Annotated in this window: 15 protein-coding genes; 9 read left to right on the top strand and 6 right to left on the bottom strand. The window is 70.0% G+C overall.

Annotation, left to right across the window (positions count from 1 at the left end):
* Positions 1-182, bottom strand: a 182-nt coding sequence (locus C665_RS20975; RefSeq protein ID WP_211207591.1) for a hypothetical protein, incomplete at its 3' end; no start/stop codon positions are given.
* Between C665_RS20975 and mepK the strand changes: the two genes are divergently transcribed.
* Complete coding sequence (mepK, locus tag C665_RS14585; protein ID WP_012585192.1) at positions 181-744, top strand: peptidoglycan L,D-endopeptidase MepK; 564 nt, start codon at positions 181-183, stop codon at positions 742-744. The genes C665_RS20975 and mepK overlap by 2 nt on opposite strands.
* Before the next feature lie 30 nt (positions 745-774).
* Here the strand turns inward: mepK and C665_RS14590 are convergent, their stop codons facing one another.
* Positions 775-1140, bottom strand: coding sequence for a diacylglycerol kinase (locus tag C665_RS14590; RefSeq protein WP_004317751.1), 366 nt, complete (start codon positions 1138-1140; stop codon positions 775-777).
* Between the two features lie 123 nt (positions 1141-1263).
* Between C665_RS14590 and C665_RS14595 the strand changes: the two genes are divergently transcribed.
* Complete coding sequence (locus C665_RS14595) at positions 1264-3639, top strand: serine/threonine protein kinase (protein WP_004317753.1); 2376 nt, start codon at positions 1264-1266, stop codon at positions 3637-3639.
* Positions 3640-3687: 48 nt separating this feature from the next.
* Here C665_RS14595 and C665_RS14600 read toward each other — a convergent pair whose 3' ends face one another.
* Entirely contained in the window at positions 3688-4866 is a 1179-nt protein-coding gene (locus tag C665_RS14600) for a PQQ-dependent sugar dehydrogenase (protein WP_004317754.1), read from the bottom strand.
* Between the two features lie 162 nt (positions 4867-5028).
* Between C665_RS14600 and C665_RS14605 the strand changes: the two genes are divergently transcribed.
* The 5 genes from C665_RS14605 (at position 5029) to C665_RS14625 (ending at position 9407) form a co-directional block, all read left to right on the top strand.
* Positions 5029-5385, top strand: a complete 357-nt coding sequence (locus tag C665_RS14605) for a VanZ family protein (RefSeq protein WP_004317755.1) — start codon at positions 5029-5031, stop codon at positions 5383-5385.
* A gap of 62 nt (positions 5386-5447) precedes the next feature.
* Entirely contained in the window at positions 5448-6326 is an 879-nt protein-coding gene (locus C665_RS14610) for an ATP-grasp domain-containing protein (RefSeq protein WP_004317756.1), read from the top strand.
* A 137-nt stretch (positions 6327-6463) separates the two neighbouring features.
* On the top strand, positions 6464-8431 hold the full coding sequence (locus C665_RS14615) for a peptidase U32 family protein (RefSeq protein WP_004317757.1): 1968 nt from the start codon (positions 6464-6466) through the stop codon (positions 8429-8431).
* Between the two features lie 112 nt (positions 8432-8543).
* A complete protein-coding gene (locus C665_RS14620) occupies positions 8544-8813 on the top strand; it encodes a hypothetical protein (RefSeq protein WP_004317758.1) in 270 nt (89 codons plus the stop codon).
* 216 nt (positions 8814-9029) lie between these two features.
* Positions 9030-9407: a thioredoxin family protein gene (locus C665_RS14625; protein WP_004317759.1), complete on the top strand. Its 378-nt coding sequence runs from the start codon at positions 9030-9032 to the stop codon at positions 9405-9407.
* 100 nt (positions 9408-9507) lie between these two features.
* Here C665_RS14625 and C665_RS14630 read toward each other — a convergent pair whose 3' ends face one another.
* The gene (locus C665_RS14630; RefSeq protein WP_004317760.1) at positions 9508-10026 is read right to left on the bottom strand and encodes a CreA family protein; all 519 of its coding nucleotides are present in this window, start codon (positions 10024-10026) and stop codon (positions 9508-9510) included.
* A gap of 152 nt (positions 10027-10178) precedes the next feature.
* On the bottom strand, positions 10179-11627 hold the full coding sequence (locus C665_RS14635) for a tryptophanase (RefSeq protein ID WP_004317762.1): 1449 nt from the start codon (positions 11625-11627) through the stop codon (positions 10179-10181).
* A 320-nt stretch (positions 11628-11947) separates the two neighbouring features.
* Between C665_RS14635 and C665_RS14640 the strand changes: the two genes are divergently transcribed.
* Positions 11948-12475: a cytochrome c oxidase subunit 3 family protein gene (locus C665_RS14640; RefSeq protein WP_004317764.1), complete on the top strand. Its 528-nt coding sequence runs from the start codon at positions 11948-11950 to the stop codon at positions 12473-12475.
* A gap of 10 nt (positions 12476-12485) precedes the next feature.
* Positions 12486-12779 carry a cytochrome C oxidase subunit IV family protein gene (locus C665_RS14645; RefSeq protein WP_004317766.1) on the top strand — a complete coding sequence of 98 codons (294 nt, stop codon included), beginning with the start codon at positions 12486-12488 and terminating at the stop codon, positions 12777-12779.
* A gap of 48 nt (positions 12780-12827) precedes the next feature.
* On the opposite strand, the gene C665_RS14650 is transcribed toward C665_RS14645, so the two are convergent.
* On the bottom strand, positions 12828-13028 hold the full coding sequence (locus tag C665_RS14650; RefSeq protein ID WP_004317769.1) for a SlyX family protein: 201 nt from the start codon (positions 13026-13028) through the stop codon (positions 12828-12830).
* Positions 13029-13174 lie beyond the last annotated feature (146 nt).

The raw sequence follows: 13174 nt of genomic DNA on the forward strand, positions 1-13174 counted from the left end.
TCGCTCGCGGCCGGCTCGACCGCGACCACCGCGGCCTCGCCAGCCGCTGTCGCATGCACGCAGGACGCCATGAGGGCCAGCGCGGCGAGGGCCGCGGCAGTTACAAAACATTTGCCCAGACCGGGCTTGCTTTGCATTAGGATTCCGGCCTCAAGTACTTGTTCGGATTGCTTATTATCCATGTCTAAGATCGTCCGGAATCAGGTCGTGCCGCACCGCCGCCTGTTACTCAAGGGCCTCGCCACGCTCCCGCTGGGGCTTTCGGCCGCCGCCCAGGCCGCCCAGCGCGACCCGCAACTCGACTTCCGCCACACTCACACCGACGAGCGCCTGAGCGTCGCCTTCCGCAACCGCCAGGGTTACATCCAGCCCGCCCTGCAGCGCATCGACTGGCTCTTGCGCGACTTTCGGACCGGAGAGTCTACACGGATGGATCCGCGCCTCTATGACATGCTTCACGCATTGAGCCTCGCGTGCGGCGGAAACACCTTCGAGATCATCTCGGGCTACCGCTCGCCGACCACCAACACCATGCTGCGCAAGACACGCGGCGGCGGGGTGGCCAGGCGCAGCCTGCACATGGACGGCAAGGCGATCGACATCCGCCTGGTGGGCGTCGATACCGCCCGCCTGCGCGACGCCGCGCTCGCGCTCGGCGGCGGCGGCGTCGGCTACTACCCCGACTCCGACTTCGTGCACATCGACACCGGTCCGGTGCGCAGCTGGGGTCCGCGGTCGGCCTGATCCCGTCGCACCCGGCCCGCATCGGCCCTTTCAGAACAGCAGCAAGCCCCACACCACGGCAGCGTGGAGCAGTGCGAGCAGCACCGCCGCGCTGCCGACGTCCTTCGCGCGCTTGGCCAGCTCGTGCCGCTCCAGCGACACCCGGTCGACCGTCGCCTCCACAGCCGAGTTCAGCAATTCCACCACCAGCACCAGCAGGACGCTGCCGATCATCAGCGCGCGCTCGACCGCACCCTCGCCCAGCCACAGCGCGAGCGGAACCGCGACCAGGGTGAGCCATATTTCCTGGCGGAAGGCATCCTCGTGCCGGTAGGCTGCGCGCAGTCCGTCCATCGAATAGCGGGCCGCGTTGAAGATCCGGCGCAGACCGGTCTTGCCTTTGAAGGGACTTTCCATCCTGGCTCATCCATCCGTGCTCGAAAGGTTCGCGATCATGCCACGAAAGCGCGGCACGACCCGCGCCGTGGCGCGGCTCCGACGCTCCCGATCCGGCGCCGGCACGGCGGCGGAGGGGGTACGATGACGCGCACGATCGGCCGCTTCGAGATCCGCCGCGAACTCGGCCGCGGCGCACAGAGCGTGGTGCACCTGGCGTGGGACCCGCAGCTCGAGCGCGAGGTGGCGCTCAAGGCGCTGCACCTCGGCCCCCGCCCCGGCCACGACAACGCCTCGCTGCTCGCCGAGGCGCGCGCGGTGAGCCGGCTGCGCCACCCCGGCATCGTCCCGGTGTTCGAGGCCGGCGAGGACGGCGGCGATCCTTACCTGGTGTTCGAGTACGTGCCCGGCGAAAGCCTGGCCGCGCTGCTCGACCGGCGCGGGCCGCTGCCTGCCGGCGAGGCCGTGGAGCGCATGCTGGAGATACTCGCCGCGCTCGCCGAGGCGCACGCGCAGGGCGTGATCCATCGCGACCTCAAGCCCAGCAACGTGCTGCTCGACGGCGGCGGCCATGCGCGCGTGATGGATTTCGGCATCGCCCGCCGCATCGAGGCCGCGGGGGCCAGCGAGGGCCTCTCGGGCACCCCGGGCTACATGGCGCCGGAGTACATCGAGCGCCGCGAGATCGGCCCGCGCAACGACGTCTTCGCCGCCGGCGTGCTGCTGATCGAGCTGCTCGCCGGTCGTCCGCTGGCGCGCGAGGGCGGCGTGAAGAGGGTCCTCGAGCGCACGCGCAGCACACCCGTCACCCTGCCCGCGGACGGCCCCCCGGTCGACGAGGCCCTGGCCGCGATCGCGCTGCGTGCCGCCGCGCTCGACCCGCTCGCGCGCTTTGCCGACGCCGCCGAGTTCCGCCTCGCGCTCGAAGCCTGGCGCCAGCCCGCCGAGACCGACCCGGAGGCCGGCAGCGAGGCCAGGCCGGGCGCGGTGGATTTCCTGATGCGCCGCATGAAGCACCGCGGCGACTTTCCCGCACTCTCCGAATCGGTAGTGGCGATCAACCGCATCGCGGCCAGCGAATCGGAGAGCGTGGGCACCCTGTCGGCACTGATCCTGCGCGACTTCGGCCTCACCAACAAGCTGCTGCGGGTGGTGAACTCCGCGCATTTCCGCCCCGCCGGCGGCGGGCGCATCAGCACGATCTCGCGCGCGGTGGTGGTGCTCGGCTTCGATGCGGTGCGCAACATCGCGATCACCGTGCTGCTCTTCGAGCACCTGCAGAACAAGTCCAACGCCAGCCAACTGCAGGAGGAGTTCCTGCGCGCCTGCCTGGCGGGCCTGTTCGCGCGCGAACTCGCCCGGCGCCTGCGCCTGCGCGACGGTGAGCAGAGCTACATCTGCGCGGTGTTCCACAATCTGGGCAGGCTGCTGTGCCAGTTCTACTTCCCGGAGGAGAGCGAGGACATCCGCCGCGTCGTGCAGCAGCACGGCTGCAGCGAGGAGAGCGCGGCGCAGCGCGTGCTCGGCGCCGGCTACGAGGAACTCGGCATCGCGCTCGCGCGCGCCTGGGGCTTCCCCGAGCTGATCCAGAACAGCATGCGCACCCTGCCCGAGGGCCCGGTCCATGCGCCGCGCAGTGCCGACGAGCGCCTGCAGAGCCTGGCCGCCTGCGCCAACGCGTGTTGCGATGCGGTGTCGCGCCTCGCCCCCGCGGAGCGCGAGCGTGCGCTGGCCGACATCGCCGCGCGCTTCGACGAGGCCGTGCCGGTGCCTGCGCGCGAGGCGCGCGAGCACCTGCGCAGCGCGGTCGACGAGATCGGCGAATTCGCCCGCGTGGTCAAGGTAAGCCTCGCGCAGACGCGCTTCGGGCGCAACCTGCGTCACTTCATCGACGGCAGCACGCCGGCGGAGGGCGCACGGGTCGACGCCACGCTGATGCCCGCCTCCGCGCTGCTCGAGCAGTCGCTGCCCGCCGAGGGCGGTGCGGAAGGCCAGCGCGCCGCCGACCCGCAGGCCGTGCTGAGCGCAGGCATCCAGGACATCAGCAACAGCTTGGTCGAGGATTTCCGCCTCAACGACGTGCTGCGCATCATCCTCGAGACCATGTACCGCGCGATGGGCTTCAAGCGCGTGCTGCTGTGCGTGCGCGACGCGCGCAGCAACGCCATGTGCGGGCGCTTCGGCTTCGGCCCCGAGGTAGGCGAGCTCGCCAAGCAGCTGCGCTTCAGCCTCTCGGCCCAGCCCGACAACGTCTTCAACGTGGCCACCGCACGCGGCGTGGACGTGCTGATCAGCGACGTGGACGACCCCAAGATCGCCGCCCGCGTGCCGGCGTGGTACCGCAGGTCGGTGGCGGCGCGCACCTTCGTGCTCTTTCCACTCACGATCAAGGGCCGCCCGGTGGCGATGATCTACGCCGACAAGGATCGCGCCGGAGAGCTGCGCATCAGCGAGCAGGAGCTCGCCATGCTGCGCACCCTGCGCAACCAGGCGGTGCTGGCGATCAAGCAGGCGGGCTAAGGTGAATCGCCCCCGCGAGGCTTCCGGGGACGAGCACGCGAGCCCCGCTCACTGCGGATCGATCCGCAGCACCCGCCCGGCGCTCTCGTCGAGCAGCCACAGGCGGCCGTCCGGCCCCTGGCGCACGTCGCGGATCCGCCCCAGGCCTTCGAGCAGGCGCTCCTCGCGCACCACGCGCTCGCCATCGAGCACCAGGCGGGCGAGCAGCTGGAACTTGAGTGCGCCGACGAAGAGGTTGCCCTGCCACTGCGGGAAGGCATCGCCGGTATAGAAGGCCATGCCCGAGGGGGCGATCGAGGGTGTCCATTGCAGCACCGGCGCCGCCACGTCTTCGCGCTCGCTGCCGGCGCCGATCTTGCGACCGGTGACGTATTCGCGGCCGTAGGTGATCTCCGGCCAGCCGTAATTGCGCCCGCCCAGGGTGCGGTTGATCTCGTCGCCGCCCTGCGGGCCGTGCTCGTGGGTCCACAGCTCGCCGGTGCGCGGGTGCAAGGCCGCACCCTGCACGTTGCGGTGGCCCCAGGACCAGATCTCGCCGCGCACGCCTGCACGCCCCACGAGCGGGTTGTCGGCGGGCACGCCGCCGTCGGGATCGATGCGCACCACCTTGCCGAGATGGCTGTCGAGCGCCTGCGCGCGCTCGCGGTGGTGGAACCGATCGCCCAGGGTCACGAACAGGCGGCCGTCGCGCCCGAACACCAGGCGCGAGCCCCAGTGGTGATTGCCCGCGGGATCCTCGTCCTGCGCGAAGATGCGGCGCACGTCCTCGAGGCGCAGGCCGTCGACGTCGAGCCGCGCGCGCGCCACGGCGGTGCGCGCTCCCCGCGCGGTCGGCTCGGCGTAGGAGAACACGATCAGGCGGTCACGGTCGAAGTCGGGCGCGAGCGCAACGTCGAGCAGGCCGCCCTGCCCGCGCGCATGGACCTCGGGCACGCCGGCGATGGGTTCCGACACCCGCCCTGCCGTATCGACGATGCGCATCCGCCCCGGGCGCTCGGTCACCAGCATGCGACCGTCGGGGAGGAAGGCGAGCGCCCACGGACTCTCCAAACCGCGCGCGACCTCGGTCACGCGCAGCGGCCCCGTCTCGCTCGGATACACCATGCCGGTCGCGCCCGCGAGCGGGGCGTGCATGCTGCCGGCGGCGAGCATGCCGGCGAGCAGCGCGACGCGCAGCGCTGCGCGCGTGCGCGAGCTCGAAAGTTCGCGAACTTTGCCATCCTGCATCGGGTCATCTCCCCAGGTTATTGCGCGCCGCACCACGCGCCGCGCATTTGCCGCTAAGCTCCGCCAGCCATCGACGCACGACACCGAACCGCCGCCACCTTCCCAGCGCTGCTGTGCGCGCCGCACCACCGACAGGCAGCCAACCGCTTTTTCGGACCACAGATGCCCACATCCGTTCGCACGCTGCTGCGCGCGCTCTTCATCGCCGCCCTCGGTGGCGCCTTCTGGCTCGCGCTGATGCCGATCGAGCCGGTGATCAAGCTGTTCTCCTGGCAGGACAAGGTCGAGCACGCCCTGCTCTTCGCCGGCCTCGCGATCCTCGGCGTCGCCGCCTGGCCACAACGCGTCGGCCTGCTCGCGGCCGGGCTGCTGGCCTACGGCGCGGCGATGGAGGTGGCGCAGTCGACCACCGCCTACCGCGTCGGCGATCCGCTCGACTGGCTCGCCGACGCGGTCGGGCTGCTGGTCTTGCTGCCCTTCCTCCGCAACCGGAAAACGAACACGGCGAACGCCCGGTAAACTCCCTGCCGGCACGCGGGCCCATGCGGTCCGCGCTCGACACCTCCCGAACAGGCCTGCCCATGCTCCACCACCCGCGCATCGCCCTCGTCACCGGCGCCACGATGGCCAAGCCGGATCCCGAAACCCACCTGCTCGTCGACGCCCTCGCGCAGCGCGGCATCGTCGCCGACGTGCCGCCCTGGAACAGCGAACAGGACTGGGCCGCGTACCCCCTCGTGGTGGTACGCACGCCATGGGACTACTTCCGCCACCTCGACGCTTTCCTGGCCTGGGCCGAGCGCACCAGCGCGCTCACCCATCTCGTCAACCCGGTAGCCGTGATCGCGTGGAACAGCCACAAGGGCTACCTGCGCGAACTCGCGGCCGGCGGCGTCGCCACCGTGCCCACGCTGTGGATCGAACGCGGTGACACCGCCGCCGGCGCACGGCTGACCGCGCAGGGCTGGGACGAGGTGGTGGTCAAGCCCGCGGTGTCCATCGGCGCCATCGGCGCCCTGCGCGCCAGGGCCGACGACCCCGCCTGCCGCGCGCATCTGGAGGACCTGGTCGCAGCGGGCGACGTCATGGTCCAGCCCTTCGTGCACAGCATCGCAGAGGCGGGCGAGGTGTCGATGATCTACTTCGGCGGGGTCTTTTCCCATGCCATCTGCAAACGCCCTGCCGCAGGCGACTATCGTGTGCAGGACCTGTACGGCGGCACGGTGCATGCGCACACGCCAACCGCGGCCGAGCGCAGGCTGGCCGAGGCCGTGCTCGCGCAGGCGCCCGCGGCGACCACCTATGCCCGGGTCGACCTGGTGAGCCACGAGGGTCGGCCGGCGCTGATGGAGCTGGAGGCCATCGAGCCCGAACTCTTCCTCGGCGCAACCCCGGACGCGGCCGCGAACTTCGCCGCCGAACTGGCACGCCGGCTCGAAGTGGCGCAGGCGCAAGGATAGGCGCGGGCACGGGCGCACCGTGCGATCCGCCGCCAGCACCGGCGGCGCGCCTTTTTTGCGGTCGGGCGCACCTGCCGGCGCACACCTTGTTATCATCGCGGCCTTTCCAATCAAGCGCTTGCGCACTTCAACCACCGATGAGCATCGACCGCCACACCCTCGAACTCCTCGCCCCCGCCAAGACCGCCGACTTCGGCATCGAGGCCATCGACCACGGCGCGGACGCGGTCTACATCGGCGGCCCGGCCTTCGGCGCGCGCTCCTCCGCGGACAACTCGGTGGAGGACATCGCGCGCCTCGTGCAGCACGCCCACCGCTATCACGCCGAGGTCTTCGTCGCCACCAACACCATCCTCTTCGACCACGAGATCGAGCCGGCGCGCAAGCTGATCTGGCAACTGTACGATGCCGGCGTCGACGCGCTCATCGTGCAGGACATGGGCCTGCTCGAGCTCGACCTGCCGCCGATCCAGCTCCACGCCAGCACCCAGACCGACATCCGCGACGCGAGCAAGGCGCGCTTCCTGCAGGACGTGGGCTTCTCGCAGATCGTGCTGGCGCGCGAGCTGTCGTTGAACGAGGTGAAGAAGATCGCCGCGGCCACCACCTGCCAGCTCGAATACTTCGTGCACGGCGCACTGTGCGTGGCCTTCTCCGGCCAGTGCTACATCAGCCACGCGCACACCGGGCGCAGCGCCAACCGCGGCGAGTGCTCGCAGGCCTGCCGGCTGCCCTACGACCTCAAGGACAAGGACGGCCACACCGTCGCCAGCAACCAGCACATGCTGTCGATGAAGGACAACAACCAGAGCGCCAACTTGCGCGCGCTCGCCGCCGCGGGGGTAAGCTCGTTCAAGATCGAGGGCCGCTACAAGGATCTCTCCTACGTCAAGAACATCACCGCGCACTACCGCACGCTGATCGACGAGATCCTCGAGCACCCGGACACCGACGGCGCCCGATATCGCCGCGCCTCCAGCGGACGCACCTTCTTCTTCTTCACCCCGCAGGCCGACAAGACCTTCAACCGCGGCTACACGGACTACTTCACCAACGATCGCCGCCACGGCATCGAGGCGTTCGAATCGCCCAAGTTCGTCGGCGAGCCCATCGGCCGCGTGAAGAAGATCGACACCAAGGGGCGCAAGTTCTTCGACGTCGAGCGCGCGGCGCCGATCCACAACGCCGACGGCCTGACCTGGTACGACCCCAAGGGCGAGCTCACCGGCCTGCGGGTGAACCGCGCCGAGGCGGACGGCGGCGGCGAAGGCATCGACCGCATCTTCCCTGCCGACCCCCTGCCGACCGACCTGGTCCCCGGCACCTCGCTGTTCCGCAACCATGACCACGAATTCGAGCGCGCGCTGGGGAAGAAGTCGGCCGAGCGCCGCATCCGTGTCGATGCACGTTTCGCCGCCACCCACGACGGCTTCGCGCTGACCCTGACCGACGAGGACGGCGTCGCCGTCACCGCGACGCTTGCCGCCGCCTTCGAGCCGGCACAGAACGCCGAGCGTGCACTCGCCACCCTGCGCGAGCACCTCGGCAAGCTGGGCAACACGATCTTCAGCGCAGGCGAGCTCGTGCTCGACCTGCCCGCCGCGCCCTTCCTGCCCGCCGGACAGCTCAATGCACTGCGCCGCGATGCCGTGGAGCGGCTCGAGGCCGGCCGCCTCGCGGCCCACGCCCGCCCGCTGCGGACCGCGCCGGTCGAGCCGCCGGTGCCCTACCCGCAGGACGCGCTGAGCTACCTCGCCAACGTGTCGAACGACGAGGCGCGCGCCTTTTACGCCCGCCACGGCGTCAAGCTGATCGACGCCGCATACGAGGCCAACGAGGAGCGCGACGACGTCTCGCTGATGATCACCAAGCACTGCCTGCGCTACAGCTTCAATCTGTGTCCGAAGGAGGTCAAGGGCATCCGCCCCGACCCGATGCAGTTGGTCAATGGCGACGAGACGCTGACGCTGAAGTTCGACTGCAAGCGCTGCGAGATGCACGTCATCGGCGCGCTGCGTCCCCACGTGGCGAAGATGCGCGACACCGTGGTGGCGCACAAGGTGAGCTTCGTACCCCAGCGCAAGACCAACGCCTCCGTGCGCTGACCCCCGCCGTCCCGCCCGCGCCGGTGGACAAGGCTCTTGATGTGGAGCGGATTTAACGTTAACGTCAACGTTAAATCACGGCGTTCCGCCAATCGCCCAGCAGGAGGAGACCATGTACCCCCGCTCGCTCACCGTCCTCGAGGGTCGCCGCAAGGCCGCCGGCGCCCGTTCCGCCCTGGACACCGCCGAACGCGCGATCCGCCACGCGATCGGCGCCGGTTTCCGCATCGGCTGTCGCGTGCTCGTCGGACGCGTGCCCGGAAGCGTGATCGGCTATAACATCGCGAGTTCGGGCCGCTTCGGCGGCGCCGCCTATCCGCTGCTGGTCGAGACCGAATTCGGCATCGCCAAGTGCAGCATGCAGGAAGTCTGCCCGGCCTGAGCCTCACGCGCGGGCGGGCGCCAAGCCCGAGCCATGAACGCCACGCCCGTCCCCCCCGCAGCCGAGCCCTCCGCGTCTTCCGCCCCCTCCACCGCGGAGTCCGGGCGCTCCTCGCCCATGCCTTCCGGAGCCACGCCCTGCGGCGCACCCGCTGGCGCGCCTGCGTAGCCGACCGCTTCTGCCACGACCGCCGCCTCGCCCACCCGGGTCCTGCCGGTGGACCGGCTCGCCGCACAGCCTGCGACCGACGCCCCCCTCGTGGTGCTCGCACTGTGCGCGCAGTGGTGCGGCACCTGCCGCGAGTTCCGCCCCACGCTCGAGCGCCTCGCCGAGGCAAGGCGCGACGTCGTTTTCGCCTGGGCGGACGTGGAAGACGATGCCGAACTCGTCGGTGATCTCGACGTGGAGAACTTCCCTACCCTGGCGCTGTTCCGCGCCGGCGTCGCGCTGCACTATGGCGTCAGCCTGCCGCATGAGAGCGTGGTGGCGCGCCTGGTCGAGACCTTCGCCGCCGCAGCACCCCGCGCCGCGCCGGGCTTGGCGGCGGAGATCGGAGCACTCGCGCGCCGCCTGTCGCAGCCGGGCGGCGGCTGAGGCGCCGACATGCGCACCCGCGCCTCCGCATGGGTTCGCGCCTTCGCCGCAGCCGCAAGCCGGCGCGGCGCACCGCGCACAGGCCTCGCGTGCGGGGCGCTCAACGCAGCGGGATGGCGAGCGCAGCCGGGACCGGCACGGCGGTGACGCTGTTCTGCGGGCTGCCCTCGATCAGCTTGTCGCTGTAGACGAGATAGACCAGCGTGTTGCGCTTCGGGTCCACCATGCGCACGATGCGCACTTTCTTGAACAGGATCGAGGCGCTCTGCGAGAACACCTCCTCCTGCTCGCGCAGCGGACCGGAGAAGGAGATGTCGCCGACCTGGCGACAGGCGACCGAGGCGTCGGACGTGTCCTCGGCGAGGCCGAAGGTTCCCTTGAGACCGCCGGTGCGCGCGCGCGAGACGTAGCAGGCCACGCCCTTGACGGAGGGATCGTCGAAAGCCTCGACCACGACCTGGTGGTTGCGGCCGATCAGCTTGAACGCCGTGTCGACGTGGCCCACCGTCTCGGCCACGGCCACTCCGGGCAGGGCGACACCCAGCGCGAGCACTGCGGCTGCGACCGAGGCGGACAGCGACGGACGACGCGATTCAAGTACCGCATGGGACTTCAGCATGAAGGCCTCCAGAAGGCTGCGAGACCGACATTATCGCACCCCCAAGACACCATCGGGATGCGCGCGTCCGCATCCGGGCGGCATGCCGCGGCATCGTGCCGCCGGCGGTCGGTGCCCGGCGGCTCCGCGCCTGACGGCGCCGCCGGACGGCGTCAGAGGCTGTCGCCGAAGTCCTTGCGGAACTGCGCGACGAGTTCGTTCTGCCAGTCGGAAACCGGCGCGAGGCGGCCGTAGAAGAAGCGCAGGATCTCCGGCTCCTCGGTGAACACCAGGCCGCCGATCAGGCGCCGGTTGGCGTACAGCCACTCGAGGCGGTCCACCGCGTACTTGACCTGCGACAAGGTGAACACCCGCCGCGGCAGCGCCAGGCGCACCAGCTCCATGTTGGCGAAGAGCTCGGTGCCGTCAGGCTCGCGCTGTTCGGAGAGCGTGCCGCGCTCCATGCCGCGGATGCCGCCGGCGAGGTAGAGCGCCGAGGCGAGCGCGCCCGCCGGGTACTGCGCCTGCGGGACGTGGTCGACGAACTGCATCGCGTTGATGTGGCAGCCCAGGCCGCCGGCGGGGGTGATCACCGGGATGCCGCGCTTGACGAGCTCGTCGACCATGAAGCCGATGAACTGCGGACCCTGGTTGATGACCTCCTCGTCCATGGTTTCCTCGAGGCCCACGGTGAGCGCCTCCATCTCGCGCACCGACATGCCGCCATAGGTCAGGAAGCCCTCGTAGAGGGGCACCAGGCCGCGCATGCGGCGGTACAGCTCCTCGCTGCGGATGCACATGCCGCCGCCGCGCGCGCAGCCGAGCTTGCGCGCGGAGAAGTAGATCACGTCGCACAGGTCGGCCATGCGGCGGGTGATGTCGCGGATGCTCAGGCCCTTGCAGGCCTCCTCGCGCTCCTTGATGAAGTGCAGGTTGTCGGCGAGCAGGCTGGCGTCCATCACCAGCATCAGCCCGAACTCGTCGCACACCCTGCGGATGTCGGCGAGGTTCTGCACCGAGAAGGGCTGGCCGCCGATCAGGTTGGTGCCGGCCTCCATGCGCACGAAGGCGATCTTGTCGGCACCGTGCAGGCCGATCACGTCGCGCAGCTTGGCGACGTCCATGTTGCCCTTGAAGGGATGCACGCTGACCACCTCGAGGCCGACGTCGGCGACGAGCTCCTCGACCTTGCCGCCATTGAGCGTGATGTGCGCCTTGGTGGTGGTGAAGTGGTAGTTCATCGGCACCACCGAGCCCGGGGACACCAGCACCTGGGCGAGGATGTTCTCGCACGCGCGGCCCTGGTGGGCGGGCAGGAAGAAGGGCATGCCGAAGATCTCGTGCAGCTTGTTCTCCAGCCGGGTGTAGGTGGCGCTGCCGGCGTAGCTGTCGTCGGCGATCATCATCGCCGCCAGCTGCTGGTCGCTCATCGCATTGACGCCGCTGTCGGTGAGCATGTCCATGAACACGTCGGCGTTGCGCAGCAGGAAGGTGTTGTTGCCCGCCTCGGTGATCGCCTCGAGCCGGCGCTCGACCGGCGGCAGGTTCAGCTTCTGGACGATGCGGACCTTGTGCATCTCGAGCGGGATCGACTCTTCTCCGAAGAACTTCACTTTCGCCATGACGGGCTGCCTCCTCGTGCGACTTGCGTGGATGAAGGCCGCCATCGGACCACGACGGGGATCAGCGGATGTTGATGCAGCGCAAGAGTCGTTGACGCGAACGGAAACATGATTCCGCCATCGCGCGCACTTCCTGAGCGGAATCAAGGGAAGCAAGCGGCCAGGCTGGCAGACTTGCGCTCAGTGCCTCATCGACGCGGCCCTGCGCCGCCCGCCCCGCCGTGACCCTTGCCGTGCCCCTCTCCCCGACCGCTCCAGTCCCGACCCTGGCTCCCCGACCGCCGCAGGCGGCCGCGGGGCGCATCCCCGGCAGCAAGGCGATGTGGGTGGGAATCTTCTGCGAGATCACCGAGTTCGCGCTGCTGTTCGCGGTCTTCTTCATCGCCCGCGCCCACCACCCGGAAGCCTTCCAGGCGGGCCCCGAGCGGCTCTCGCTGCTGGCCGGCACCGGCTATACCCTGATGCTGCTCACCAGCGGCTGGTGCGTGGCGCGCGCGCTGCACGCGATGCGACGCGGCGACCGACGCGCGACGGTGCGCTGGATGCTCGCCGGCTTCGTGTTCGGGCTGGGCTACCCGGCGATCAAGATCTTCGAGCTGCAGCGCAACTTTGCGCTCGGCCTCGACGGCAGCGCCGGGGTATTCATCGTCAGCTACTACTACCTGACCTTCACCCACCTGGTGCATGTGTTCTGGGGCCTGCTCGGCATGATGTGGGTGATCGCGCGTACGGGCCTGGGCGCCTACACCCCCGAAGAGCACAGCGGGCTGGAGGCCTTCGCCTGCTACTGGCACGTCACCGACATGATCTGGCTGATGATCTTCCCGCTCTTCTACCTGCTCGGATGAGGAAACCCGCATGAGCCCCGAACGCAAGATCGATCTCGCCTGGCTGATGCTGGTATTGCTCAGCGTGGGCGGCGCGGGCATCGCCCGTTCCGACGCGAACGCCGTGCTGGTTGCGGTGGGCGTGTCGCTGGTGATGGCGATCAAGCTGCGTCTGGTGTGCAACTACTTCCTCGAGCTCCACGAAGCCCACCCGCGCATCCGCCGGGCCGTGCTCGCCTTCTGCCACGGCATGCCGATCCTGGTCATCCTCACCACCGCCTTCGGCGACACCCTCTCCAGCCTCACCGGCGCGCTGCTCGGCTAGGCCGGCCGACGGCGCAGCAGGCCGCCGCCTCGTGCAAGCCGGCCGCGCTCACCAGTGCGGCGGGATCTCGTCTTCGGGGCGAAGGGGGTCGCCCGGCTGCAGGGTCTTGACCTGCTGGGCGAGCTGATGCAGATGCTGGCGCAGCAGGTCGAGTTCCTGCTGCTGGCGCCAGACCGTGCGGTTGAGCTCGTCGAGGAGGTCCTCGGCGGCCATCAGCTTGGTCTCCAGCACGACGATGCGCTCTTCCATGGCGGGCGGTCCTGAATCGGTTTGCGGGCGCGCATTCTAGCCGGCGGCGGCGGCCAGGCGGGCGAGCGCCCAGGCGACGTGCTCGCGCACCACCGCATCCTCGTCGTCCGCGCGCGCCTGCAAGGCCGCGCGCGCGGCGGGCGTCG

Source organism: Thauera aminoaromatica S2 (genome assembly GCF_000310185.1).
GTDB lineage: Bacteria > Pseudomonadota > Gammaproteobacteria > Burkholderiales > Rhodocyclaceae > Thauera > Thauera aminoaromatica.

Coding starts and splice junctions, on each gene's coding strand:
- C665_RS14590 (WP_004317751.1), bottom strand. CDS start 1,140: ATGGAAAGTCCCTTCAAAGGCAAGACCGGTCTGCGCCGGATCTTCAAC.
- C665_RS14650 (WP_004317769.1), bottom strand. CDS start 13,028: ATGGAAGAGCGCATCGTCGTGCTGGAGACCAAGCTGATGGCCGCCGAG.
- C665_RS14610 (WP_004317756.1), top strand. CDS start 5,448: ATGCTCCACCACCCGCGCATCGCCCTCGTCACCGGCGCCACGATGGCC.
- C665_RS14600 (WP_004317754.1), bottom strand. CDS start 4,866: ATGCAGGATGGCAAAGTTCGCGAACTTTCGAGCTCGCGCACGCGCGCA.
- C665_RS14630 (WP_004317760.1), bottom strand. CDS start 10,026: ATGCTGAAGTCCCATGCGGTACTTGAATCGCGTCGTCCGTCGCTGTCC.
- C665_RS14645 (WP_004317766.1), top strand. CDS start 12,486: ATGAGCCCCGAACGCAAGATCGATCTCGCCTGGCTGATGCTGGTATTG.
- C665_RS14620 (WP_004317758.1), top strand. CDS start 8,544: ATGTACCCCCGCTCGCTCACCGTCCTCGAGGGTCGCCGCAAGGCCGCC.
- C665_RS14640 (WP_004317764.1), top strand. CDS start 11,948: ATGTGGGTGGGAATCTTCTGCGAGATCACCGAGTTCGCGCTGCTGTTC.
- C665_RS14605 (WP_004317755.1), top strand. CDS start 5,029: ATGCCCACATCCGTTCGCACGCTGCTGCGCGCGCTCTTCATCGCCGCC.
- C665_RS14615 (WP_004317757.1), top strand. CDS start 6,464: ATGAGCATCGACCGCCACACCCTCGAACTCCTCGCCCCCGCCAAGACC.
- C665_RS14635 (WP_004317762.1), bottom strand. CDS start 11,627: ATGGCGAAAGTGAAGTTCTTCGGAGAAGAGTCGATCCCGCTCGAGATG.
- mepK (WP_012585192.1), top strand. CDS start 181: ATGTCTAAGATCGTCCGGAATCAGGTCGTGCCGCACCGCCGCCTGTTA.
- C665_RS14595 (WP_004317753.1), top strand. CDS start 1,264: ATGACGCGCACGATCGGCCGCTTCGAGATCCGCCGCGAACTCGGCCGC.